This window comes from Kluyvera genomosp. 2 (assembly GCF_036759865.1).
Taxonomy (GTDB): Bacteria; Pseudomonadota; Gammaproteobacteria; order Enterobacterales; family Enterobacteriaceae; genus Kluyvera; species Kluyvera ascorbata_B.
In genome coordinates this window covers 277,245-302,102 of the sequence record NZ_JAPKIA010000001.1, presented here as the reverse complement: position 1 = coordinate 302,102, position 24,858 = coordinate 277,245, and the positions used below count along the sequence as shown (strand labels likewise).

The window sequence follows — 24,858 nt, the reverse complement described above, 5'->3', positions numbered from 1 at the left end:
TATTCACTCCTCAAGCGTCCCGAAAGACGTTCTCGACAATGGCGACCACGGACATCGCTTTATACCGGTCCTTGTTGAGCGCGAAATACTCCTCCGCCAGCACGATGTCGTGCATCCCCGCGCCGACGCTGTCGACGGCGACCCAGGTGCGGTCCTTCATGGGGCGCTGTTCATCATCCAGCTGCGTGATCATCAGCAGATTGCTGCCGCGCAGCTCATCGCATTTCTGCGTGGCGACGACATGTCCGGTTACCTTTGCGAGAATCATCTTTTTTATCGCCTTATATCAATGCGTTACTTGCCTAAGCGCTCAAGCACCTGGCGGATGACGCGCTCCACGTTCTGCTCGCTGATGTCGCCTTCTACGGCTGCCGTTGCGCTGGCAAAGCGGTTATCACCCGCGGTGCTGGCCGGAGCAGGGGAGGCGAAGCGTGCGTCGTCGAGGATGCTGCGGCGCGGGTCTGCCTGCGGGCTGACGACCGTCGGCTGCGGTTCCACACGGCTGCCCGGCGCGCGCAGTTCATCAATCGAACGCACGCCGTAACCCACTTTGCGCACGTTCAGCAGGTTCATCGGCCCGACGTTGTCGGAGCTGGAACCGCCGCCGACCGCGCCGCAGCCGAGCGTCAGCGCCGGCGAGATATTGGTGGTGGCACCGATGCCACCGAGGGCCGCGGGCGTATTGATGAGGATGCGGTTGACCGGTTTTTCGAGGCAGAACTGGCGGATCACGTCCTGGTTACGGGTGTGGATCACCAGCGTGTGGCCAAGACCTTCGTTGGTCAGCAGCTCCACCACGCGGTGGCAGGCGGCTTTCCAGTCCTCTTCCACGTACAAGCCCAGCACCGGGCACAGTTTTTCGCGCGAGTATGGGTTCTTGTGGGAGACGGTGGTCTGTGCGGCAATCAGCACGCGGGTGCTGGCCGGAACGCAGAAGCCCGCCATCTGGCTTAAATAGAGCGCCGTTTTGCCGACCACTTGCGGATTGATGGTGCCGTTCGGGCGCAGCAGCAGGGCCGCCATTTTCGCCGCTTCGCTTTCGTTCATGAAGTAGGCGCCCTGAGCTTCCAGTTCGCGGTGGACTTCATCGTAAATGCAGCGTTCGACGATGATCGACTGCTCAGAGGCGCAGATCACGCCGTTATCGAAGGTTTTGCTGGTGATGATATCTTTCACCGCGTGGTGGATATCGGCGCTGCGCTCGATAAACGCCGGGCCGTTACCCGGGCCGCCGCTGATGGTCGGCGTACCGGAGGCATAGGCCGCGCGCACCATGCCTTCGCCGCCGGTCGCCAGGATCAGCGAGACGTCCTTGCTGTGCATCAGCTCGGAAGTGGCTTCCAGCGTCAGTTCGGTAATACCGTCGACGATACCTGCCGGTGCGCCCGCCGCTTCTGCCGCGCGTTTAACGATCTCAATGGCTTTCCAGCTGCACTGACGCGCCCCCGGATGCGGAGAGAAGATAATGGCGTTACCGGCTTTCAGCGCAATCAGCGTTTTGTAGATGACGGTCGAGGTCGGGTTGGTCGACGGCACCAGCGCGCAAATCACGCCCAGCGGCACGCCCACGTCCATCACTTTTTTCGCTTGATCGTCATGAATGATGCCGACGGTCTTCATATCTTTGATGGCATCGTAAACGCGCAGCGAGGCAAAACGGTTCTTCAGGACTTTGTCCTGCCAGTTGCCAAACCCGGTTTCTTCCGCGGCCATTTTCGCCAGCGCTTCGGCATGATGCGCCGCTTCCTGGGCCACGTTCTTCACGATGGCGTCGATTTGCTGCTGCGAAAAAGTGGCCATAATCGCTTGCGCCTTTTTGGCGTTACGCACCAGCTCACGCGCATTCTGGCGAGAGCGCAAATCGGTATCCAGTTCAATCATGAGTCTATCCTTCATCAGACTAAAAGAGTGCAGACGGGGCGTGCCCAGTCAGGTCATGCTTTGTGCTGCGACGCGATTTTTTCGATATCGTTATGCGGGCGCGCAATCACGCGGGAGGTGACGACTTCACCAATGCGTTTTGCGGCTTCCACGCCGGAATCCACCGCGGCGTTCACCGCGCCGACGTCGCCTTTCACCATCGCGGTGACCAGGCCGGAGCCGACGTTTTCATAGCCAATCAGCTCAACGTTGGCGGCTTTACACATGGCGTCTGCCGCTTCAATGCAGGCCACCAGTCCTTTGGTTTCAATTAAGCCAAGCGCTTCTTTCATCATGATTTCTCCGGTTATTCGGTAATTTTGTAGTGAGCGACAATCTTGTTGATGTCGTTATGCGGGCGGGCGATAACCAGCGAGGTCACCACTTCACCGATGCGCTGTGCGGACTCGACGCCGGAGTCCACCGCCGCTTTTACCGCGCCGACGTCGCCTTTCACCATCGCGGTAACCAGGCCGGAGCCGACGTTTTCATAGCCGATCAGTTCGACGTTAGCGGCTTTACACATCGCGTCCGCCGCTTCAATGCAGGCCACCAGGCCTTTGGTTTCGATCAAACCTAATGCATCACCCATTTGCGTTCTCCTGGCCTTAAGCCTTGTGTTTAATGACGATTTTGTTGATGTCGTTATGCGGACGCGCAATGACCAGCGACGTCACCACTTCCCCGATGCGCTGCGCGGACTCGACGCCGGAATCTACCGCCGCTTTCACCGCGCCGACGTCGCCTTTCACCATCGCGGTGACCAGGCCGGAGCCGACGTTTTCATAGCCAATCAGTTCGACGTTAGCGGCTTTACACATCGCATCCGCCGCCTCAATGCAGGCCACCAGACCTTTGGTTTCGATAAGCCCTAATGCATCACCCATGGCTCTCTCCTCAGAACAGGTTTGTGATTTGGAAAACCGTCCGTGTCACGGCATTTACCCACGGCTGCGGCGTTCGTGAGTCACTATAAGGAAGGGCGAGTGATTTGGAATTTAAATCCAGAAGGCGTAGTGAATTAGAATAAAACTCTGTGATTTAGCTATTTTATCACCACTATTTATCTATTTGTCCTGTTGTGGAGGAGGCGATTTGGCTGCCAATATCGCGGCCTGGAGCGCAAATTTTTCATTGGCGATAAATGTTATTTATTTGCTAAATAATTATGCGGCTGGGGTAAAAAGGCGGGCGGTTAACTGTGGCGAGGCTCAAGATTTTTTATGGAGTCTAAATGCAAAAAGTGCTGTTTATTCAGTTGAAAAAATGAGGTTAAGCCGAATAGTGCGGTGTATCACACTATTAACTTCGTTAATAACGACATTTTTGTCGAGCGAGTGGCTCGCGGTGACGGCCTTCACTATGCATTTAGCGCGGCAGAGCGGGATTTTGCTCCGGGGAGTCATGCCAGTCAGTTAAGCTATATTCGTAAGCCGGATAAGCAAAGCGCCATCCGGCATACCGCGCGGCAGATTGCCGGATGGTGGCGTAAACGCCTTATCCGGCCTACGGTTCCGGTTCCTGAATTCAACGCGTTAACTGACCAGCATGACTCTCCGGGGAGGGGCTTTTTTGATGATGTGGGTTAGTTCAGCGTGCTGCCTGATTTCAGCGTGCAGATCCACAGCGGGGAGTTGATGGAACTCAGCAAGATAGCTTTATCGTTCAGCTTTTGGGCGTTGAGGAACAGCCCGTCGTGGCTGTCGGACATTTCACGCATAAAGTAGTCGAATATCACGTTCGGCGACTCATCGATGGACGAGGCGCTGGCCTCCCACTGGCTGATGCGATAGTGGCGCTCGGTGGCGGAGATGCGCTTGCTGTTGTAGTTGAACTTCACGTAGCGCTGCAGGTACAGCCAGCCGGCGGCAGAATCGGTATAGCCTTCCACCACCATTGAGCCTTTCCCCTGAGGGCCAAAATTGAAGTGAATATTGCCGTTTACATTCTCTTTGTCCATGTTTTCAAAACGCATAATGCCTTTGGTAGAGCAGCTCATCGCCCCGGCGTCGCTGGCGGGCAGCAGCCGCCAGGCGCTAAATCCGACGGCGGCAATCAGTACCAGAACGGACAGGGCAAAAAAGGTACGCGGCGCGAGTCTCATTGCGGCTTCCAGGAATAGTAAAAGTAGTTATCGCAGTAGCTGAACGGGTTATCTTCATGCATGGCGCAGTGGGCAAGAAACACGCGTCCCAGACCGTTGGTTTCCAGCCGGTCGCCGTAGAAAAAGAGAAAGCGTTCCCCCGGTTTGCAGGCGATATTTAAACGCTGGCGCACCTCATCGAAATTTTTACCGTAGGCACCGGCGCTGACCGAACGGCGCATCTCGTCGCTGGCCAGCAGCTCGCACTGGCTGTGGCTGAGACGGGTAAGCGCAATGGGCCGCGATTCCCGCGGGCCAATCAGGCTAAACAGGATCAGCAGCAGCGCGATAGTCAGTAAACATCCTCCCGCCATATACCAGCACATACCGCGCGCGTGGGCGCTGCGCGGCAGCGCTGTGTTGGCGGCAGAGGGTAACGCCTCGGGCTGCGCGTCTGGCTGCGTCTCGGGCTGGACGGACTCCGCGGGTTCAACGGGCGGGGAGGCGTCCAGCGGTTCCACCAACACGTCTGGATTAAGCTGCAAATAGCCGCGCGAGACGGTGATGATGATGTTGTCGATACCGTAGTGGCGGCACGTTTTACGCAGCATGCTGAGGTACTGGTTCAGGTTGCTGTTCGAGGAGGTTAATCCGTTGTCATCCCAAACTTTTTTCAACACCTCTTCGCGGCTGACGATGCCGGGGTGGCGCAGGAAAAAATCGAGCAGCGCGCTGGCGGTAATCGACAGCTGGCTGTCCGGCTCATCGCTTTGCGGCAGCGTCAGGGTACCGTCGGTAGCATCGTAAATAAAACGGGCATTGATGTTGTAGCGCATCGCGGCCTCAGTCTCAGTGCTTCATGCGGGAAGCGTCATCTTATTGAGGGAGTCAACCAGCGCGCGGCGGTGGCCTGCGCTCATGGTGATCCCTTCCGTCAACTCCGACAGCCAGATTCCGTCAGCGGCGTAACGCACCAGCGTGCCGGTTGGGCCGTTGTCCAGCTCGTCACCCTGCGCCAGTTTGTCCAGCATCCAGTCGCGCCAGCATTTACGTAGCACCGGTTCATCGGGCATCGCCAGCGATAGCACCATCAGCTGGCGGCTTTCATGGGTGTCCGTCAGATCGGCAAGATAGTTCAGGTAAGCGCGGGTGAAGCGGCCGTAGCTCACGCCGTCCTGCTGCATGAGCGCGGTAATCGCTTCTTCCATAATGGCCAGCAAACGGGCGAACAGGGCAAAGATCAGCGCTTGTTTATTGGGAAAGTGGTGAATCAGACCGCCTTTGCTGACGCCAGCCTCGCGGGCCACGGCGTTTAGCGAGAGAGCGGCAATGCCGTCTCGTCCGGCGATCGTCGCAGCGGACTCAAGCAGCTGCTGATGCAAACGGACGGGATCTTTTTTACGGTGCTGAGTGTCGATATTCATGGGCCGAATCATACCGACCAGACGGTATGATTATTTTTGACGGCGATCAAGGCGTGCGGGATGTCCGTAAAATGAATGCGGGTAATGCGTGAGAGGTCACAACTTGTAGTAGAAATCAGCCTGTTATCATAGCGTTCATCCGCGATGCGCATATCGCGGATCGCTGTTTCCGCGGGTCACGATGGGAAACAATCACCGCACGACATCATGACTTTTTGCCTATTAAGGCCGTTTTCATCTTTCTCTTCGAACGCCTATTTCAACCTTAAATGGTGGCAAAAGGAAATGCGAAATATTGCTAAGCATTTGCATTTTTCACCCGCCTTTAGCCACGCGCATCAATTATTTTACCTTTATATAACAATCACTTTCGCCAAATGATATTTGGTAATAAGGCATAGCAAATCGTTATTTGTTCCGCTAAGGGCAGTGTGGGAGCGTAAAAAGACAATACAAAAACAGGGGTATCCAGAAAGATTATGGCAAAGACAAAACAGACAGTAGCACAGCTCGCCATCATGACCGGCCTGGTCGTCGCCAGCGTTACCGCGTTTAGCGCGCAGGCAGATCAGCTGGCCGATATTAAAGCGAAGGGCGTGGTGAAGGTGGCCACGTTTGACGCGAACCCACCGTTTGGTTCCGTGGATGCCAAAACGCACGAGCTGGTCGGCTACGATGTCGATTTTGCGAAGGCGCTGGCCAAATCGCTGGGGGTAAAACTGGAGCTGGTCGCAACCAATCCGGCGAACCGCATCCCGCTGCTACAGTCCGGCAAGGCCGACCTGATTGTGGCCGATATCACCATCACCCCGGAGCGCGCGCAGGTGATTGACTTCTCCACGCCTTATTTTGTGACCGGACAGCAGTTCCTGGTACCGGTCAGCGGTAGCGATAAGCTTGACGGCTACAGCAAGGCGCGCATTGGGGCAGTGAAGGGGACGACCGGTGAGCAAACGCTGCACCAGCGCTTCCCGCAGGCCCGCGTGCTTTCTTATGACGATATCCCGCTGGCGCTGACCGCCCTGCGCAACGGTAACGTGCAGGCGATTACCCAGGACAGTACGATTCTGGCCGGTCTGCTGGGCGAAGCGCCGGATAAAGCCAAATTCAAAATCCTGCCGGATCTGCTGAGCAAAGAAGAGATTGGCGTCGGCGTGAAGAAAGGCGAACCGGCGCTGCTGAAAGCGGTTAACGATGAGCTGGTGGCGCTGGAAAAATCCGGCGACGCGGCAAAAATCTATGACGTCTGGTTTGGCCCCGCCACCAAAGCGCCACAGCCCCGTTCCTTTACCATAGAAGCAAAATAATATGTTGTCGGCTTTACGCACTCTTTCCGCGGCCAAGGCCGCGGATTTTTCACATCTGGAGAACGCCAGCGTGGCCTTCCGACAGGTCGTGAAAACCTACGGCGATCATCGCGTGCTTAACGGTATCGATTTGACGATTAACCCCGGCGAGGTGGTGGCGATCCTTGGGCCTTCGGGCTCGGGGAAATCGACGCTGATTCGCCTCATTAACCAGCTGGAAAACCTGAGCGGCGGCGAGATCCTGATAGACGGTAAACCGACCCGAGGGCTCAGCGGCAGAGCGCTACGCCAGCTGCGCAGCCGCATTGGTTTTGTTTTTCAGCAGTTCAATCTCTATGCCCACCTGACCGCAGCGCAAAACATTACCCTGGCGCTGGAGACGGTGCACGGCTGGCCTCATCAGGACGCACAGGCGCGCGCGCTGGCTCTGCTGCATAAGGTTGGGCTAGCGGAAAAAGCCGACGCCATGCCGTCTGAACTCTCCGGCGGTCAGCAGCAGCGCGTGGCGATAGCGCGGGCGCTGGCCTCATCGCCGCAAATCATTCTGTTTGATGAACCCACCTCGGCGCTGGATCCGGAAACGATTGGCGAGGTGCTGCACGTCATGCAGTCGCTGGCGCACAGCGGTATCACGATGATCGTGGTGACCCACGAAATGCAGTTTGCCCGTGAAATCGCCGATCGTGTGGTGTTTATCGACGGCGGCGACGTGCTGGAGGTCGCCGCGCCGGAGGCCTTTTTCACCCGGCCGCAGCACCCGCGCGCGGTACGTTTTTTGCAGAAGGTGCTCGACCCGCTGCATCAGGAGCGAATGGCGTGATGATTCCTTTTGATTGGCAGGGCGTGCTCAGCGGGCAGCCTTTGCAGTGGATACTCTCCGGTTTTCTCACCACCCTCTGGGTGACGCTTGCCGGCATGGCGCTGGCCAGCCTGCTGGCGGTGCTGTTTTTGCTGCTGCGGCTGGCGGGCGGTCGCGGTGGTGCGGCGGTGGCCGCCGTGTGGGTCTCGCTTTTTCGCAATACGCCGCTGCTGGTGCAGCTGTTGTTCTGGTACTTTGCCGGCTGGAATTTTTTGCCGCAGATCGTACGCGACTTCGTTAACGATCCGCACGACTGGTCAATTCTGCCGGGTAATGTCTGGTGGCTGACGCCCGAGTTTCTCTGTTCAGCGTGGGGCCTTGGCGTGTTCACGTCGGCGTTTCTGGTCGAAGAGATAGCCGCCGGGCTACGCAGCGTCCCCGACGGCCAGCGGGAAGCCGCGCTGGCGCAGGGTTTTTCGCATGCCAGCCTGCTGCGCCATATTCTGTTGCCGCAGGGGCTGGCGAACGCCTGGCAGCCGGTGGTTGGGCAATATCTTAACCTGATGAAGCTCTCTTCGCTGGCGAGCGGCATTGGCTTTGCTGAACTGACCTATCAGGTACGGCAGATTGAAAGCTATAACGCCCATGCGCTGGAGGCCTTCGCCGTGGGCACCGTACTGTATCTGCTGACCGGAGTGGTGCTGGGGCTGCTGTTGAGCCGCCTGGGGCCGAAACCGCACGGAGTATCGATGCGACGGCGTCGGGCGGCCATTGCGCAGAGAGGTATACAGCATGAACGCTAGTCTGGCGACGATCGTGGATAATCTCGACTATCTGCTGTGGGGGCGGCTGGCCGAGGGAGAGCCCGGCGGAGTCGTGCTCACGCTAATGATGGCGCTGGGGGCGGGGGCCATGGCGCTACCGGGCGGCGTACTGCTGGCCTGCGCAGCGTGGCGTTTTCCCGGCACCGTGTGTCGCCTGTTGTATCTGTGGGCAGAGATTATTCGCGGTATTCCGCTGATTTTTGTCATCTTCTGGCTGTGGTATCTGCTGCCGATGCTGACCGGCAGCGATATGCCAGGCGCGGTGACGGTGACTTTTGCGCTGGCGTGGTTTACCGCCGCCTCGGTAATGCACTCGGTGCTGGCCGGGCTGCATGCGCTGCCGGGCGGGCAGTATGAAGCGGCGTTGACGCAGGGCTTTAGCGCCGGCCAAATCCTGTGGCGGATTCTGCTACCGCAAACGCTGCGCAACGTACTGCCGTCGTTGGTGGGTATTTTTATCGGCCTGCTCAAGGATACATCGCTGGCGTTTATCGTTAACGTACCGGAGTTGACGACCGTGGCCGGGCAGGTGAACAACCGCGTGCAAATCTATCCGACGGCAATCTTTGTCTTTATCGGCGTCGTCTATTATCTGCTGTGTTTCGGCCTGGAAAGGGGGGCAAAGCGCTGGCAGCGGCGACTGAGGGTATAAAAAAATAGCCCGGCGTCGCGATGGCTGGCCGGGCTACTGAATGAATTTTGTAGGCCTGATAAGTATAGCGCTATCCCGGATAGCGGCGTTGCCTTATCCGGCCTACACGCTCGGATCAAACGTTTTTACGTTCGATGGTTTGTTCGCCCCAGAACAGAGAGTCTTTATCTGTTTTGCTGAAGGCCAGCTCCAGGACGGCATCGCTGCCTTCTTCCCAGATTTGTTCCGCCGCTTTTTCATCATATTTTGCGAGTTCAAAAATCGCTTCGGCGATCTCTGGCGAAGTGTTGCGCAAGCTCGCCCATTCACCGATATGATGTGTTTTGCCTTCTTGTGTGGGCATATCTCTTCTCCCTCAATTAGCCTTTTAATTTAACCGCCAGGCCTGCGACGTATTCGCCCTGATAGCGGGCAATCGCCAGCTCTTCCTGGCTTGGTTGACGTGAACCATCGGCACCAGCAATGGTGGTTGCGCCATACGGCGTACCGCCACGCACCTGCGAAATATCAAACAGTTCTTGTGCCGCATAACCGATCGGTACAATGACCATACCGTGGTGGGCGAGCGTCGTCCAGGTCGAAGTGATGGTCTGTTCCTGGCCGCCACCGGTACCGGTAGAGCTAAAGACGCTCGCCAGTTTGCCGTACAGCGCGCCGGATGCCCACAGACCGCCGGTTTGATCGAGGAAGGTACGCATTTGTCCGGCCATGTTGCCGAACCGGGTGGGGGTACCGAAGATAATGGCATCGTAGTTTGCCAGTTCCTGCGGGGTGGCTACAGGGACCGCCTGCGCTTTGCCGCCGGCTTTCGCAAATGCTTCTGCTTGCATGGTTTCTGGTACGCGCTTGATGACAACGTCTACGCCATCGACTTTGTTTGCGCCTTCAGCAACGGCTTTGGCCATCGTTTCAATGTGTCCATACATAGAATAATAGAGCACCAGAACACTTGCATTTCCACTCATCTTAACTCTCCTGTGTCAAATTCGTTGGTTACGTAACAAGCTCCAATAAGCATAGTTCGTGTTGCGGGATTCGCTGCATCGCAGCGGCAATTAATTGCCAATTGCGTTCGTTTGCTGCTTTATTAAACGAAACTTGCTCAGGTTTTGAGTGAAAATAGATATGTTATTAATAACCATAATAAATAATACTGAGCATTAATTATTTATTTGATTGATTATCATCAACAAAACCGCCCCGTCTTATCAGGACAATGCCTGCGAATGATTCAGCGCAATGACGGAAGATGAATGAAAAAACGGATGGTTGCGGCAGCGCTGATGGGCGCGAGCCTGCTGGCGGTCACGCTGGCATCTGCGCAGGCGGTGACGCAGTACACGCAGGTGGCGAAAAAGCGCGCGTATCACGGGTTTGGTATCACCGTCACGCGCGCGGGCGACGCGGTGAGGGTGAACGGTGAGGCGGCGCGAAAACAGGAATACAGCGCCGACGCCGATGTGTTTGTTCACGGGCCGTACCGCATCGTGTTCCACAAACGCACGGGTAAGGTGAGGTTAATGAAGAACGGCACCTACCTGGGAGTACTAAAATCACGCTGACGCATCACGATACATTTTTCTCCCGCTGCTTTTCCCTGCTGCAAGCGTTGGTTATCGCCTGGCGTGAGGGGGAAAACCTAAAACCCGACGGCAGATATGTCAAAATATATCCAGCCGCTGCGGTGCCTGTCTTTGCCAGCTACGCTTATGACTACCCGCGCCATCTCGCGGGTGATGACGCTTTACATCGACGTCATGCACGATGTCGTTCTCTTAACGGGAGGTCAGTCATGGCAAATCATCGCGGCGGTTCCGGTAATTTTGCTGAAGACCGGGAAAGAGCAGCAGAAGCAGGTCGTAAGGGAGGCCAGCACAGCGGCGGGAATTTTAAAAACGATCCCCAGCGCGCCTCGGAAGCGGGTAAGAAAGGCGGGAAAAACAGTCACGGTAGCCATCGCGGAACCTAGGCGCGGTTGACGGCATTTTTCTCTGCCCACCGCCGGTTTTACCCGCGGTGTTTTTTTGGGGGTTGAAGCAGGGCGACGCGATACGCAAAATAGAGGGGAATTTACAAGGAGAGGGCGTATGGCTCAGGATGCAGTAAAGAAAAGCGGCAAACGTTCTCAGGCGGTAAGCGCCAAAAAACAGGCGATACTCAACGCTGCGCTAAATACCTTTTCCCAGTATGGCATCCACGGCACCCGGTTGGATCAGGTTGCCGAGCTGGCCGGGGTGTCAAAGACGAATCTGCTGTACTACTTCCCGTCAAAAGAGGCGCTGTACGTTGCCGTCATGCAGCAGATCCTCGATATCTGGCTGGCGCCGCTGCGCGCCTTTCGCGAAGATCTGGCGCCGCTGGCGGCCATCGGCGAATATATTCGCCGCAAGCTGGAGGTTTCGCGCGACTACCCGCAGGCTTCTAAGCTGTTTTGTCTGGAAATGCTTCAGGGGGCGCCGCTGGTGATGGACGCGTTAACCGGCGATCTGAAACAGCTGGTAGCCGATAAGTCGGCGATCGTCGCCGCGTGGGTGAAGAGCGGCAAACTCGCACCGGTCGATCCGCACCACCTGATTTTTATGATTTGGGCCACCACGCAGCACTATGCGGACTTCGCCACTCAGGTTGAGGCGGTGACCGGCAAAACGCTGCGCGATGAGGATTTCTTCCAGCAAACCGTCGAGAACGTCCAGCGGATCATTATCGACGGTATTCGTGTGCGCTAGCTGGCGGGCGGTAGAGGGCAGCTCAGGTCACCCTCTTCACACTGGAGCAGCGAGGCGAGAAACGCTTCGCGCTCGGTGGTTTTATCGGTCAGGCACTGGCTGTTGATCATCGGCTGTACGCTGCCGCCGTGGGTGCTGGAGCTGAGAAACGCACAGTCGGCATCGCGCAGGGCAATCCACGCCGTCTGGGCTTTTTTCAGTAAATCGCGCTGGGTCGGTTCCGCGCGCTTTAGTACGTCCTGCCAGGTCTGATTGAGCTTCTTATCCGCTGCCTGATACTGCTCGGCGGCGCAGGCGTTCATCTCGGCCTGGGTATTGGCGCTGGCGCATTCGTCGGCCAGCGCATAGCCGCTGGTTAACAGCAGGGCGAGGGCCGGTAAAACAGATTTCATTCGTTGACTCCCAAAAGTAGGCTTCCCGAGCATAGGCTCTGGATATAACACGATTTTAACCTGGAATCTCCTCCAACCAGCGTGCGTTTTTCTGAATTTCAAAGCCAGCGCAATGTTCGGATAGACGCCTTTGGTCGAGAAGGTTGATGATCCCACGCTGGGTGTGAAACAAGGGAGATTGTCAGTGATGACGGGCACGGAAAGTCAGGTGCGGCTGGGGCTTTTTACTCTGGCGTGGCCGATATTTGTGGAACAGCTTTTGCGGTTGATGCTGGGCTACGTGAGCGTTTTTATGCTGGGGCACTACTCGGATGAGGCCGTGGCCGCCACCGGCGTGGCTAACCAGATCCTTGCCATTTCGGTGATCTTCTACGGCTTTCTGACCGTCGGCGTGCAAATTGTGGTGGCGCAGCTACTGGGGGCGAAGCGCTTCCGGCGCATTGAGCGGGTGATCACCAACGGGCTGGTGGTCGCGTTTCTGATCGGCGTGGCGATGAGCCTGGTGTTTGTGCTGTTTGGCGATACCTTCCTACGGCTGCTGGGGCTCAGCGACGAACTGGTGACAGTGGGGTCGCCGTTTATTCGTATTATCGGCGGCATTTCGGTGGTTATTGCGCTGTACTCCTCCATCCTGCCGATTCTACGTACCCACGGCTACGTGCGTCAGGCTATGCTGGTGCCGATCGCCGTCAGCATTATCAACGTGGTATTTAACTACCTGTTTCTGTACGGCCAGCTGAGCTTCCTTGGGCTTGGCGTTACCGGTGTCGGTATCGCGGTGTGCATTGCCAACATTGTGGGGATGCTGATGTCGGCGTGGATGCTGAAAAAGTACATCGGCTATGCCTTTCGCTGGCAAAACCTGCGCCACTGCTCGCGCAAAATACTCGGCGCGATTTTGCGCTTCGGCCTGCCATCGGCGGGTGAGAACCTCTCCTATGCCGGGTCGCAGCTGGTGGTCACCGGAATTATCGCTTTTCTGGGCACCGAGGCGCTGACGACCAAAGTTTACGCCTCGACCATCAGTCAGTTCGTCGCGCTGTTTGCGATGTCGATAGGCCAGGCCTCGCAGATTATTATCGGCCGTGCGGTGGGGGCAAGGGAGATTGAGTCCGCCTACCGGCAGGGGCTGAAAAGCTGGCGCCTCGGGCTGGCGGTGGCGTTTTCTATCAGCGCGGTTATCTACCTGCTGGCTGCGCCGATCATGCAGCTCTTTACCCCGAATCAGGAAATTATCGCGCTAACCCGTAAGCTGTTTTTACTGTCTATTTTGCTGGAGCTGGGGCGTGCGACCAATATCATTGTGATCAGCAGCCTGAATGCCACCGGCGACGTTCGCTTTCCGTTTATCTGCGGCATTATTGTGATGTGGATTATCAGCCTGCCGTTTTCGTATTGCCTCGGCGTGTACATCGGGCTGGGGCTGGTGGGGGTCTGGCTGGCCTATATTATTGATGAAGGGCTGCGGGCGATACTGATGTACCGCCGCTGGCGCAGCCGGGTGTGGACAACGAAGTCGATGTTTTAGGCCGGCCCGATGGCGGCGTAAACGCCTTATCCGGCCTCCCCATAAAAAACCCGGCGATTGCCGGGTCAGATTGCAGACAAACCTGCTCGCGCGGTGCCGGATGTCGATTTCAATCAGCGACGCCATCCACGTAGGCCCGATAAGCGTAGCGCCATCGGGCATTGCGGATATTGTCATCAGTCTTACCCGGCAATCGCCGGGTTTGAAAATCTTAACCAATCGTCATCAAGCTGGCGTTTCCGCCCGCTGCGGCGGTGTTCACGCTGAGCGAACGCTCATGGTACAGACGCTCCAGCAGCAGGTTGGTTTCACCGCGGGCAAAGCCCTGCACCGACACAATCGCCCCGTCGCGCGCCGCCACCTGTTCGCACAGTTCGCGCAGCTGGTCAGAATCACCGTGGTAAATCACCGCATCGAAGAAGGCGTTCATCAGCGTTTCCGGCTTCGCGAAGTGGATACGTTCGCTCACCGCTTTCGGCAATGATTTCACCAGCTCACGTTGCAGTGGCGCATCCTGCCACAGCACTTCACTGCCTACTGCCATCACTGCAGACAGCTGGGTCAGCAGGTCCGTTTCGTTATCCGCCACGCACAGCACTCGTTCGCGTGGGACCAGCGTCCAGGTGTTGCGCTCGCCGGTGGGGCCCGGCAGCACCCGCTGGGTGCCGGCCTGTACCAGCTCGCTGTACTGCTTGCTGATCGCCAGCAGCGCCGGGCGATCGGCCATCCAGCCCTGCAGTTCGGTCAGCGGTTTTTCCAGCAGCGTTTTCAGCTGAGTATCGACGGCCTGACCGGCGTCCTGGCGTGCCAGCGTTTTCGCCAGCGCCGTTTCCGGGCGGCTCGCCAGCAGGCGATACAGGTACATCGGGCCGCCCGCTTTCGGGCCGGTGCCGGAGAGGCCTTCACCGCCGAACGGCTGCACCCCAACCACTGCGCCCACCATATTCCGGTTAACGTACAGGTTGCCGACTTTCGCGCTGCCGGTCACCTGCGCAATGGTTTCATCAATGCGGGTGTGCACGCCCAGGGTCAGACCGTAGCCCGAGGCGTTGATCTGCGCGATCAACTGATCCAGCTGGTTGCGGCTGTAGCGAACAACGTGCAGCACCGGACCAAAGACCTCTTTTTTCAGCTCGTCGAAGCTGTCGAGTTCAATCAGCGTCGGTGGGATAAAGGTCCCACTCTGCCATTCGCGGCTGTCTTCGGCATTTTCACGCGCGGCCTGGAACACGGTGCGGCCTTTGGCGCGCATGGCCTGAATGTGTTTCTCAATGCCGGCTTTCGCCTCGGCGTCAATCACCGGGCCGATGTCGGTCGTCAGGCGGCCCGGGTTGCCCATGCGGCATTCGGCCATTGCGCCGCGCAGCATGGTCAGCGTATGGTCCGCGACGTCATCCTGCAGGCACAATACGCGCAGGGCTGAGCAGCGCTGACCGGCGCTGTCGAAGGCGGAGGCGACTACGTCCACCACCACCTGCTCGGTCAGGGCGGAAGAGTCAACGATCATGGCGTTCATCCCGCCGGTTTCGGCAATCAGCGGCGTCGGGCGGCCCTGTGCGTCCAGACGGGTGGCGATATTACGCTGCAGCAGGCCGGCGACTTCCGTCGAACCGGTAAACATGACGCCGCGCACGCGGGCATCAGAGGTCAGCTGCGCGCCGACGGTTTCACCGCGACCCGGCAGCAATTGGACCACGCCAGCCGGTACGCCAGCCTCCAGCAGCAGTGCGATACCCTGCGCGGCAATGAGCGGCGTTTGTTCGGCTGGTTTTGCCAGCACGCTGTTGCCTGCGGCAAGCGCGGCGGCAATCTGCCCCATAAAGATCGCCAGCGGGAAGTTCCACGGGCTGATACACACCACCGGGCCCAGCGGGCGGTGGGTTTCGTTATCGAAGTCGTCACGAACCTGACCGGCGTAGTAGTGCAGGAAGTCCACTGCTTCACGCACTTCGGCGATGGCGTTGCTGAAGGTTTTACCGGCTTCACGTACCAGAATGCCCATCAGCGGCTGCATCTGATCTTCCATCAGCACCGCGGCGCGTTCGAGAATGGCGGCGCGCTCCTGCGGCGGGGTGGCGAACCAGATGGGTGCGTTGTTCACCGCGCTTTCCAGCGCTTGCTCTACTTCCTGTTCGCTGGCTTCCCGGACATAGCCGACGATATCTTTCGGCTCCGCCGGGTTAATCACCGACAGCATATCGCCGTCGGCAACCGGATGCTCCAGCATCGGTTTTGCGGTCCATTTATGCAGCGCGCTGTTGAGCAGCGAGGAGGAGAGCGACGCCAGGCGGTGTTCGTTGGCCAGATCCAGGCCTGCTGAGTTGACGCGGCCGCTGCCATAGAGATCGCGCGGCAGCGGAATTTTCGGGTGCGGCAGCCCGGACGCGCCTTCCTGCAGAGCCATCTTCTCGACGGCCAGCACTGGATCGGCGACCAGCTCATCCAGCGGCAGGCTGCTGTCGGCGATGCGGTTAACGAACGAGGTATTCGCGCCGTTTTCCAGCAGGCGGCGAACCAGGTAGGCCAGCAGCGTTTCGTGGGTCCCCACCGGAGCATAAATGCGGCACGGGCGATTCAGCTTGCCGTCAGCCACTTTCCCCACCACTTGCTCGTAAAGCGGCTCACCCATCCCGTGCAGGCACTGGAATTCGTACTGCCCCGGATAGTAGTTATTGCCGGCCAGCTGGTAAATCGCCGCCAGCGTGTGGGCGTTATGGGTCGCGAACTGTGGGTAAATCAGGTTAGGGACGCCGAGCAGCTTTTTGGCGCAGGCCAGGTAAGAAACGTCGGTATACACTTTGCGGGTATACACCGGATAGCCTTCCAGGCCGTCCATCTGCGCGCGTTTGATTTCGCTGTCCCAGTACGCGCCTTTAACCAGACGGATCATCAGACGGCGACGGCTGCGGGTGGCGAGGTCGATCAGGTAGTCGATGACGAACGGGCAGCGCTTCTGGTAGGCCTGAATCACGAAACCGATGCCGTTCCAGCCGGCCAGCGCTGGTTCGAAGCACAGTTTCTCCAGCAGATCGAGGGAGATCTCTAATCGGTCGGCTTCTTCGGCATCGATGTTAATGCCGATATCGTACTGGCGTGCCAGCAGGGTCAGGGACTTCAGACGCGGGTACAGCTCATCCATCACGCGATCGTACTGCGCGCGGCTATAGCGTGGGTGCAGGGCAGACAGTTTGATAGAAATGCCCGGGCCTTCATAAATGCCGCGGCCGTTGGAGGCCTTACCAATGGCGTGAATAGCCTGCTGATAAGAAACCATATAGGCCTGGGCGTCGGCGGCGGTAAGCGCCGCTTCGCCGAGCATATCGTAGGAGTAGCGGAAGCCTTTCTCCTCCAGCTTGCGGGCGTTGGCCAGCGCTTCGGCAATGGTTTCGCCGGTGACGAACTGCTCGCCCATCAGGCGCATCGCCATGTCCACGCCTTTGCGCACCAGCGGTTCACCGCTTTTACCGATAATCCGGTTCAGCGAGCGCGACAGGCTGGTTTCGTTGTGGGTGGAGACCAGCTTGCCGGTAAACAGCAGCCCCCAGGTGGCGGCGTTAACAAATAATGACGGGCTGCGGCCAATATGCGACTGCCAGTTGCCGTTGCTGATTTTATCGCGAATTAAGGCATCGCGGGTTGCCTTGTCAGGAATACGCAGCAGCGCTTCCGCCAGGCACATCAGCGCTACCCCTTCCTGAGAGGAGAGGGAGAACTCTTGCAGCAGGCTTTGTACCATTCCGGCGCGACCGCTGGCGGTTTTCTGATTGCGTAGCTTTTCCGCTAGCTTCCAGGCGAGCTGATGCGCCTGCTCGGCGATCGGCTGCGGCAGGCGTGCCTGCTCCAGCAGCATGGGGACGGCGTCGGTTTCGCTGCGGCGCCAGGCGGCGGTGATCGCGGCGCGGGTGACCGACTGGGGCAGGATCTGCTCGGCGAACTCAAGGAACGGCTGAGGGTTGTCGTCGGCCGGCTGTGGCGTTTCGTCGCTTTCGTTAGCGGCACCGGACAGCAGCGCGGGCAGCTCCGGCAGGAGCTCGTCATTTTCCAGCTTTTCCAGATAATTGAAAATTGCCTGCTTGATTAGCCAGTGAGGGGTACGGTCGATTCGGGTCGCCGCACTCTTAATTCGCTCACGCGTTGCGTCATCCAGCTTAACCCCCATGGTGGTGGTGCCCATGCCATCTACTCCTGTTGCTCGGTTGTCATATTTTTTGCGTAACAGGAATATCACCCATGTTGCAACTTTGTGCAACCGTGTTAAATGTGACGTCTGTTGCAGGCTTAAAAATGAATTAATTGTTAAAGATAAAACTTATGATAAAGGCGCTGAGCAATACGTCATGGTGCGAGTTTTTATGCGCTACTTAACAGTTATTTCGGGTGCAACCTGAAAAAGCGTGAGGGAGTGCAACCTATAGAAAAATGCTATCTCCAGCCTGATGCATTCGATGTAAATGCAGTGTTAAATCGTTTGTGAAAAAATTCCGCTTCCGTCAGGATACGGTCGCTTCAAATGATTGCCCCGTTCCGGCAATGATAAAAAACGGCAAATTGGGATGTTGCCGACGCATATTTCTGGAGAGTTGAATGACTATTAGCACCCCGATGCTGGTGACTTTTCTTGTCTATATTTTTGGCATGATCCTCATTGGCTTTATTGCATGGCGCAACACCAAAAACTTTGATGACTATATTCTTGGCGGCCGCAGTCTTGGGCCATTCGTGACCGCGCTGTCCGCCGGTGCCTCTGATATGAGCGGCTGGCTGCTGATGGGCCTGCCGGGGGCGATTTTTATCGCCGGGATCTCTGAAAGCTGGATCGCTATCGGCCTGACCCTGGGCGCGTGGATCAACTGGAAGCTGGTTGCCGGGCGTCTGCGCGTGCATACCGAAGTCAATAATAATGCCTTAACCCTGCCGGACTATTTCACCGGCCGCTTTGAAGACAAGAGCCGCGTGCTGCGCATTATCTCTGCGCTGGTGATCCTGCTGTTCTTCACCATTTATTGCGCATCCGGAATTGTGGCCGGTGCGCGACTGTTTGAAAGCACCTTCGGCATGAGCTATGAAACCGCGCTGTGGGCGGGGGCGGCGGCGACCATCCTGTATACCTTCATCGGTGGTTTCCTGGCGGTGAGCTGGACCGACACCGTGCAGGCCAGCCTGATGATTTTCGCGCTGATCCTGACGCCGGTTATCGTTATTTTCGCCGTTGGCGGCCTTGGCGATTCGCTGGAAGTGATTAAGCAGAAGAGCATTGAGAACGTCGATATGCTCAAAGGGCTGAACTTTGTTGCCATTGTGTCGCTGATGGGCTGGGGGCTGGGTTACTTCGGCCAGCCGCACATTCTGGCGCGCTTTATGGCCGCGGATTCCCACCACAGCATTGTGCATGCGCGTCGTATCAGCATGACGTGGATGATCCTCTGCCTGGCCGGTGCGGTGGCGGTAGGCTTCTTCGGTATTGCCTACTTCCAGAACAACCCGGTGCTGGCCGGACCGGTTGGCCAGAACGCCGAACGCGTGTTTATCGAGCTGGCGCAGATTCTGTTTAACCCGTGGATTGCCGGTATTCTGCTGTCAGCGATTCTGGCTGCGGTGATGTCGACCCTGAGCTGCCAGCTGCTGGTGTGTTCAAGCGCGATTACCGAAGATCTGTACAAAGCGTTTCTGCGTAAAAACGCCAGTCAGAAAGAGCTGGTGTGGGTAGGGCGCCTGATGGTGCTGGTGGTGGCGCTGGTGGCCATTGCGCTGGCCGCTAACCCCGAAAACCGCGTACTGGGACTGGTGAGCTATGCGTGGGCTGGCTTCGGCGCTGCGTTTGGCCCGGTGGTCCTGTTCTCGGTGATGTGGTCACGTATGACCCGCAACGGCGCGCTGGCCGGGATGATCATCGGTGCCGTTACCGTTATCGTCTGGAAACAGTTCGGCTGGCTGGGGCTGTACGAAATTATTCCTGGCTTTATCTTCGGTAGCGTCGGCATTGTGCTGTTCAGCCTGCTGGATAAGGCGCCGTCGAAGACGATGCAGGCGCGTTTTGCTGAAGCAGACGCCCATTACCACTCTGCGCCGCCGTCACGTTTACAGGAACAGGAACAGCGGTAGGCTGGATAAGGCGTTTACGCCGCCATCCGGCAATATGAGCCGAACAGCCTGATGGCGCTACGCTTATCAGGCCTACGTAAACCCGCGGTTTCGCGGGTTTTTTACGCCCATTGCTCTAGCGTGCCAGTGATAATCAACGCAACTATATCGTTGCTATTCTTTTACATCTCGTCATTATTTCCCACATATTTCACTTGTGTTTCTTTTTGGCTTAATGATAATCACTATCACTCACATTTACCTGTCTTTGCATAAGTTGACGGCGTTTCACATTTAAGGGTGTTTGCATGTTTGTTCCTTTTCTCATCATGTTGCGCGAAGGGCTGGAAGCAGCGCTGATTGTCAGCCTGATTGCCAGCTATCTGAAGCGAACCCAGCGCGGTCGCTGGATTGGGGTAATGTGGATTGGCGTTTTCCTGGCCGCCGCGCTGTGCCTGGGCTTGGGGATCTTTATTAACGAGACGACCGGCGAGTTCCCGCAAAAAGAGCAGGAACTGTTTGAAGGGCTGGTGGCGGTCATCGCCGTGGTTATCCTGACCTGGATGGTGTTCTGGATGCGTAAAGTCTCCCGCAACGTCAAACAGCAGCTGGAGCAGGCGGTAGACAATGCCCTGCAAAAGGGGAATAACCACGGCTGGGCGCTGATCATGATGGTCTTTTTCGCCGTGGCGCGCGAAGGGCTGGAGTCGGTCTTCTTCCTGCTGGCGGCTTTCCAGCAGGATCTCGGTATCTGGCCGCCGCTGGGTGCGATGCTCGGCCTGGCCACCGCGGTAGTGCTGGGCTTTCTGCTCTACTGGGGCGGTATTCGCCTGAACCTTGGCGTATTTTTCCGCTGGACGAGCCTGTTTATTCTGCTGGTCGCGGCTGGGCTGGCTGCGGGGGCGATTCGCGCCTTCCACGAAGCGGGCCTGTGGAACGCCTTCCAGGATGTCGCCTTCGATCTCAGCGGCACGCTGACCACGCATTCGCTTTTCGGCACCCTGCTGGAAGGTATCTTTGGCTATCAGGAAGCGCCGAGCATCAGCGAAGTGGCGGTCTATTTCCTGTATTTGATTCCGGCACTGGTGCTGTTCTTCTGGCCGCCGCGTGCAACAACGTCAACATCCCGTATCGCCCCTTGAAAGCGATAACGGTGATGGCATCACACTCTACTTATTGAAAGGGATGGACCATGACCAAGAACTTCCGCCGCAGCGCGTTGCAGACGGGGATTGCCGCGCTCTTCTCGACGGCGTTTATGGCACACGCTGCCGATATTCCGCAGGTTAAAGTGACGGTAAACGACAAACAGTGTGAACCGATGTCGATTACCGTGGACGCGGGTAAAACCCAGTTTATCATTCAGAACCACAGCCAGAAGGCGCTGGAATGGGAGATCCTGAAAGGGGTGATGGTGGTGGAAGAGCGCGAGAATATCGCGCCAGGCTTTACCCAGAAGATGACCGCCAACCTGCAGCCGGGTGAGTACGAGATGACCTGCGGCCTGTTGACCAACCCGAAAGGCAAGCTGATCGTGAAGGGAGAAGCGGGCAAAGACGTGGCGAAAGCCGACGCGCTGCGCGATCTGGGCGCGGCGATTACCGCGTATAAAGCCTACGTGACGGCCGAAACCGCCGAACTGGTCAAAGGCACTAAAGCCTTTACCGACGCGGTAAAAGCGGGCGATATCGAAAAAGCGAAATCCCTGTATGCGCCGACGCGTCAGCACTACGAGCGTATTGAACCGATTGCCGAGTTGTTCTCTGACCTCGACGGCAGCATTGACGCGCGTGAAGACGACTACGAACAAAAAGCGGCCGACCCGAAATTTACCGGCTTCCACCGTCTGGAAAAAGCGCTGTTTGGCGACAACAGCGTTAAGGGCATGGAGCACTACGCGACCCAGCTTAATGGCGACGTGCTGGAGCTGCAAAAACGTATCGACGAGCTGGCTTTCCCGCCGTCAAAAGTGGTGGGCGGTGCAGCTGGCCTGATTGAAGAAGTGGCCGCGAGCAAAATCAGCGGGGAAGAGGACCGCTACAGCCATACCGATCTGTGGGACTTCCAGGCGAATATCGACGGCGCACAGAAAATTGTCGACCTGCTGCGTCCGCAGCTGCAAAAAGAGAACGCCGCACTGCTGGCGAAAGTTGACGCCAACTTCAAGAAAGTGGACGGCATTCTCGCGAAATATCGCACGAAAGACGGTTTTGAAACTTATGACAAGTTGACCGATGCGGACCGTAATGCGCTGAAGGGGCCGATCACCACGCTGGCGGAAGATTTGTCTCAACTGCGCGGGATTCTGGGGCTGGATTAAGTAAGATGGCAAAGCAACACGCCGACGACCTGAATGAACCTTCACGTCGCCGTTTATTAAAAGGGATCGGCGCGCTGGGCGGCGCGCTGGCAATTTCAGGCGGTTGCCCGGTTGCGCACGCGGCGAAAGCCAGTGATGCGCCGGTGGCCAATAGCCGGATGGAAACCCAGCCGTTTTACGGCGAGCATCAGGCAGGCGTTTTGACGCCGCAGCAGGCTGCAATGATGCTGGTGGCGTTTGATGTGCTGGCGGCAGACAAATCAGACCTTGAGCGTCTGTTTCGTTTGCTGACGGACCGCATTGCTTTCCTCACCAAAGGTGGCCCGGCGCCGGATACGCCAAACCCGCGACTGCCGCCGATGGATTCGGGCATTCTCGGCGCGTTTATCGCGCCGGATAATCTGACCATCACGGTGTCGGTCGGACACTCGCTGTTTGATAGCCGCTTTGGCCTTGCCGATAAAGCGCCGAAGAAGCTGCAAAAAATGGTTAGTTTCCCGAATGATTCGCTGGATGCGGCGCTGTGCCACGGCGATCTGCTATTGCAGATTTGCGCCAACACGCAGGATACAGTGATCCATGCGCTGCGCGACATTATCAAGCACTCGCCAGATTTGCTGAGCGTGCGCTGGAAGCGGGAAGGGTTTATCTCTGACCATGCCGCGCGCAGTAAAGGCAAAGAGACACCCATCAACCTGCTCGGTTTTAAAGACGGCACCGCCAACCCGGACGGCAGCGATAAACCGCTGATGGACGAGGTGGTGTGGGTAACGGGCGATCAGGGTGAACCCGCGTGGGCGAAGGGCGGTACTTATCAGGCTGTGCGCATTATTCAGTTCCACGTTGAGTCCTGGGATCGTACGCCGCTTAAAGAGCAGCAGACAATTTTCGGGCGTGATAAGCACAGCGGCGCGCCGCTGGGGATGAAGAACGAGCACGATACGCCTGACTACACCCGTGACCCGAACGGTGACGTGATTGCGCTGGACAGCCACATTCGTCTGGCCAACCCGCGCACTAAAGAGACGCAGTCGGGCCTGATGATGCGGCGGGGTTACAGCTACTCGCTGGGGGTGTCTAACTCGGGTCAACTCGATATGGGCCTGCTGTTTGTCTGCTATCAGCATGACCTTGAAAAAGGGTTCCTGACGGTGCAGAAACGCCTGAACGGTGAAGCGCTAGAGGAGTACGTGAAGCCGATTGGCGGCGGGTATTTCTTTGTGCTGCCGGGTGTGGCATCGGATAAGCGTTATTTGGGCAGCACGCTGTTGCAGGCTTGAGTGCAGTCCCGGCGGTGCTTTGCTTGGCCGGGCTACATTGTACGGTGCACGCTTGTAGGCCGGATAAGGCGTTCACGCCGCCATCCGGCTGCCTATTTGTCGCCCGGGCGAGCGCAAGCGACCCCGGGATTTCTCCCAAACTTCGGAATATCGCCAAAAATCAGTCCTTTTTTTTCATTTCCCCCCTGATTGATATAAAACTGTCACATAAGTGTCAGATGCTATCTCTGAACGCTATCGTTATGTTTATGTAAAAATTATGTTGCATCTTTTGTTGATTTGGATGTAATAATAAATAAAGCGGTAGTTTCCGTTTCACTATGGAGATCGCGAATGGTAGCGTCCTTGACCGGACTCAACAAACCAACAGCCCGTACCATCCAGCGCGGAGGCCCTCTCTCCGGCAGCGATTTCGTCACCTCAATTTTTCATCCAATGTGCATTCATCTCGTTGTTCCCGACGTATTGTGCGGTGCGCGTAGCCGTGCGTTTTCGTCATTTCGACAGGCAGTTGCTATGGCTTACAAGGAAGCCAAACCTCAGACGTTCGTGCGCATAATCGCGCTGTTTTTAGCGCGTGTGATGTAAACCAACAACTCAAGGTGCTATCCATGGGAAGACAGAAAGCAGTGATCAAAGCTCATCGCGAAGCAAAACGTGTGCTGAGGCGGGATTCACGCAGCCACAAACAACGTGAAGACGAATCGGTCACCTCGCTTGTGCAAATGGGTGGAGTGGAAGCGATTGGCATGGCGCGGGACAGCCGCGACCATTCGCCCATCGTGGCCCGCAATGACGCTCAGGCACGTTACCTGAATGCTATCGAGAGTAAGCAACTGATTTTCGCCACCGGCGAGGCAGGCTGCGGCAAGACCTGGATTAGCGCGGCCAAAGCGGCCGAGGCGCTGATACATAAGGATGTGAATAAAATCATCGTCACGCGCCCGGTCTTGCAGGCCGATGAAGATCTCGGCTTCCTGCCCGGCGACATCTCAGAGAAATTCGCGCCGTATTTCCGCCCCGTTTACGACGTGCTGGTAAAACGGCTGGGGGCTTCCTTTATGCAATATTGCCTGCGCCCGGAAATTGGTAAGGTAGAGATTGCGCCATTCGCCTATATGCGCGGACGTACATTTGAAAATGCGGTGGTGATTCTTGATGAGGCTCAGAACGTTACCGCAGCGCAAATGAAGATGTTTTTAACCCGCCTCGGGGAGAACGTCACGGTTATCGTCAACGGGGATATCACCCAATGTGACCTGCCGCGCGGCGTTCAGTCCGGTCTTAGTGACGCGCTGGATCGTTTTGAAGAAGATGAAATGATAGGCATTGTCCGCTTTACCAAAGATGACTGCGTGCGTTCGGCGCTGTGCCAGCGCACGCTGAAAGCCTACTATTAATCGCAGTTACGTCTGCAAAGCCCGGGAAACCGGGCTTTGTTGTTTTTGGTTGTTGCAAATCCAACAGTGGCAGCAGCAGCGTGTTGCATTTCACACTCCTTATCGCGCGATAACGGCAATAA

25 protein-coding genes are annotated in these 24,858 nt (G+C 57.2%); 13 read left to right on the top strand and 12 right to left on the bottom strand.

The genetic code is table 11. The annotated features are described in order from the left end of the window. Positions 1 to 10 precede the first annotated feature (10 nt). The 8 genes from V6942_RS01515 to V6942_RS01480 all read right to left on the bottom strand — a co-directional run bounded on the left by V6942_RS01515 (position 11) and on the right by V6942_RS01480 (position 5,439). Positions 11 to 268, bottom strand: coding sequence for a EutN/CcmL family microcompartment protein (locus V6942_RS01515; protein WP_182929126.1), 258 nt, complete (start codon positions 266 to 268; stop codon positions 11 to 13). A gap of 26 nt (positions 269 to 294) precedes the next feature. Continuing rightward, positions 295 to 1,881, bottom strand: a complete 1,587-nt coding sequence (locus V6942_RS01510) for an acetaldehyde dehydrogenase (acetylating) (RefSeq protein WP_106926170.1) — start codon at positions 1,879 to 1,881, stop codon at positions 295 to 297. A 53-nt stretch (positions 1,882 to 1,934) separates the two neighbouring features. Beyond that, on the bottom strand, positions 1,935 to 2,213 hold the full coding sequence (locus V6942_RS01505) for a BMC domain-containing protein (protein WP_015585230.1): 279 nt from the start codon (positions 2,211 to 2,213) through the stop codon (positions 1,935 to 1,937). A 14-nt stretch (positions 2,214 to 2,227) separates the two neighbouring features. Next, positions 2,228 to 2,512, bottom strand: coding sequence for a BMC domain-containing protein (locus tag V6942_RS01500; RefSeq protein WP_065356252.1), 285 nt, complete (start codon positions 2,510 to 2,512; stop codon positions 2,228 to 2,230). Positions 2,513 to 2,528: 16 nt separating this feature from the next. Further along, positions 2,529 to 2,807, bottom strand: coding sequence for a BMC domain-containing protein (locus tag V6942_RS01495; RefSeq protein ID WP_001540796.1), 279 nt, complete (start codon positions 2,805 to 2,807; stop codon positions 2,529 to 2,531). Between the two features lie 698 nt (positions 2,808 to 3,505). Beyond that, complete coding sequence (locus tag V6942_RS01490; protein WP_106926174.1) at positions 3,506 to 4,024, bottom strand: FidL-like protein; 519 nt, start codon at positions 4,022 to 4,024, stop codon at positions 3,506 to 3,508. Then, complete coding sequence (locus V6942_RS01485) at positions 4,021 to 4,839, bottom strand: winged helix-turn-helix domain-containing protein (protein ID WP_106926176.1); 819 nt, start codon at positions 4,837 to 4,839, stop codon at positions 4,021 to 4,023. Before V6942_RS01485 ends, V6942_RS01490 begins: the two co-directional genes overlap by 4 nt. Before the next feature lie 21 nt (positions 4,840 to 4,860). Next, entirely contained in the window at positions 4,861 to 5,439 is a 579-nt protein-coding gene (locus tag V6942_RS01480) for a TetR/AcrR family transcriptional regulator (protein WP_106926178.1), read from the bottom strand. 506 nt (positions 5,440 to 5,945) lie between these two features. Between V6942_RS01480 and V6942_RS01475 the strand changes: the two genes are divergently transcribed. Genes V6942_RS01475 through V6942_RS01460 form a run of 4 tightly spaced genes read left to right on the top strand, consistent with a single transcriptional unit; the run spans position 5,946 to position 9,009 of the window. Next, the gene (locus tag V6942_RS01475; RefSeq protein ID WP_374956739.1) at positions 5,946 to 6,734 is read left to right on the top strand and encodes an ABC transporter substrate-binding protein; all 789 of its coding nucleotides are present in this window, start codon (positions 5,946 to 5,948) and stop codon (positions 6,732 to 6,734) included. Between the two features lies 1 nt (position 6,735). Then, positions 6,736 to 7,554, top strand: a complete 819-nt coding sequence (locus V6942_RS01470) for an amino acid ABC transporter ATP-binding protein (protein WP_106926182.1) — start codon at positions 6,736 to 6,738, stop codon at positions 7,552 to 7,554. After that, positions 7,554 to 8,336, top strand: a complete 783-nt coding sequence (locus V6942_RS01465; RefSeq protein WP_106926184.1) for an amino acid ABC transporter permease — start codon at positions 7,554 to 7,556, stop codon at positions 8,334 to 8,336. The genes V6942_RS01470 and V6942_RS01465 overlap by 1 nt, the downstream gene beginning before the upstream one ends. Next, entirely contained in the window at positions 8,326 to 9,009 is a 684-nt protein-coding gene (locus V6942_RS01460) for an amino acid ABC transporter permease (protein ID WP_333500730.1), read from the top strand. The genes V6942_RS01465 and V6942_RS01460 overlap by 11 nt, the downstream gene beginning before the upstream one ends. 115 nt (positions 9,010 to 9,124) lie before the next feature. On the opposite strand, the gene V6942_RS01455 is transcribed toward V6942_RS01460, so the two are convergent. Beyond that, a complete protein-coding gene (locus V6942_RS01455; RefSeq protein WP_106926188.1) occupies positions 9,125 to 9,352 on the bottom strand; it encodes a YccJ family protein in 228 nt (75 codons plus the stop codon). Positions 9,353 to 9,368: 16 nt separating this feature from the next. Then, positions 9,369 to 9,974, bottom strand: a complete 606-nt coding sequence (gene wrbA / locus V6942_RS01450; protein ID WP_106926190.1) for an NAD(P)H:quinone oxidoreductase — start codon at positions 9,972 to 9,974, stop codon at positions 9,369 to 9,371. 288 nt (positions 9,975 to 10,262) lie between these two features. On the opposite strand from wrbA, the gene V6942_RS01445 reads away from it, so the two are divergent. The 3 genes from V6942_RS01445 (at position 10,263) to rutR (ending at position 11,735) form a co-directional block, all read left to right on the top strand. Continuing rightward, positions 10,263 to 10,571, top strand: a complete 309-nt coding sequence (locus V6942_RS01445; protein ID WP_106926192.1) for a hypothetical protein — start codon at positions 10,263 to 10,265, stop codon at positions 10,569 to 10,571. Positions 10,572 to 10,801: 230 nt separating this feature from the next. Further along, positions 10,802 to 10,978, top strand: coding sequence for a general stress protein (locus tag V6942_RS01440; protein ID WP_106926194.1), 177 nt, complete (start codon positions 10,802 to 10,804; stop codon positions 10,976 to 10,978). 118 nt (positions 10,979 to 11,096) lie between these two features. Further along, positions 11,097 to 11,735, top strand: coding sequence for an HTH-type transcriptional regulator RutR (gene rutR, locus V6942_RS01435; RefSeq protein WP_106926196.1), 639 nt, complete (start codon positions 11,097 to 11,099; stop codon positions 11,733 to 11,735). Here rutR and V6942_RS01430 read toward each other — a convergent pair. Beyond that, positions 11,732 to 12,127, bottom strand: a complete 396-nt coding sequence (locus V6942_RS01430) for a lysozyme inhibitor LprI family protein (protein WP_106926198.1) — start codon at positions 12,125 to 12,127, stop codon at positions 11,732 to 11,734. The genes rutR and V6942_RS01430 overlap by 4 nt on opposite strands. A 187-nt stretch (positions 12,128 to 12,314) precedes the next feature. Here V6942_RS01430 and V6942_RS01425 point away from each other — a divergent pair, with 187 nt between their 5' ends. Beyond that, positions 12,315 to 13,655 (top strand): MATE family efflux transporter, encoded by a 1,341-nt coding sequence (locus V6942_RS01425; protein ID WP_333500748.1) that lies wholly within the window; start codon positions 12,315 to 12,317, stop codon positions 13,653 to 13,655. Positions 13,656 to 13,866: 211 nt separating this feature from the next. On the opposite strand, the gene putA is transcribed toward V6942_RS01425, so the two are convergent. Then, complete coding sequence (gene putA, locus V6942_RS01420; protein WP_333500729.1) at positions 13,867 to 17,829, bottom strand: trifunctional transcriptional regulator/proline dehydrogenase/L-glutamate gamma-semialdehyde dehydrogenase; 3,963 nt, start codon at positions 17,827 to 17,829, stop codon at positions 13,867 to 13,869. 410 nt (positions 17,830 to 18,239) lie between these two features. Between putA and putP the strand changes: the two genes are divergently transcribed. The 5 genes from putP to phoH all read left to right on the top strand — a co-directional run bounded on the left by putP (position 18,240) and on the right by phoH (position 24,736). After that, positions 18,240 to 19,757: a sodium/proline symporter PutP gene (putP, locus tag V6942_RS01415; protein ID WP_333500728.1), complete on the top strand. Its 1,518-nt coding sequence runs from the start codon at positions 18,240 to 18,242 to the stop codon at positions 19,755 to 19,757. 287 nt (positions 19,758 to 20,044) lie between these two features. Next, on the top strand, positions 20,045 to 20,878 hold the full coding sequence (gene efeU / locus V6942_RS01410; protein WP_106926206.1) for an iron uptake transporter permease EfeU: 834 nt from the start codon (positions 20,045 to 20,047) through the stop codon (positions 20,876 to 20,878). 50 nt (positions 20,879 to 20,928) lie between these two features. Further along, complete coding sequence (efeO, locus tag V6942_RS01405; protein WP_106926208.1) at positions 20,929 to 22,056, top strand: iron uptake system protein EfeO; 1,128 nt, start codon at positions 20,929 to 20,931, stop codon at positions 22,054 to 22,056. A 5-nt stretch (positions 22,057 to 22,061) separates the two neighbouring features. Beyond that, a complete protein-coding gene (gene efeB / locus V6942_RS01400) occupies positions 22,062 to 23,336 on the top strand; it encodes an iron uptake transporter deferrochelatase/peroxidase subunit (protein WP_333500727.1) in 1,275 nt (424 codons plus the stop codon). Between the two features lie 611 nt (positions 23,337 to 23,947). Then, entirely contained in the window at positions 23,948 to 24,736 is a 789-nt protein-coding gene (gene phoH, locus V6942_RS01395) for a phosphate starvation-inducible protein PhoH (RefSeq protein ID WP_181357984.1), read from the top strand. Positions 24,737 to 24,858 lie beyond the last annotated feature (122 nt).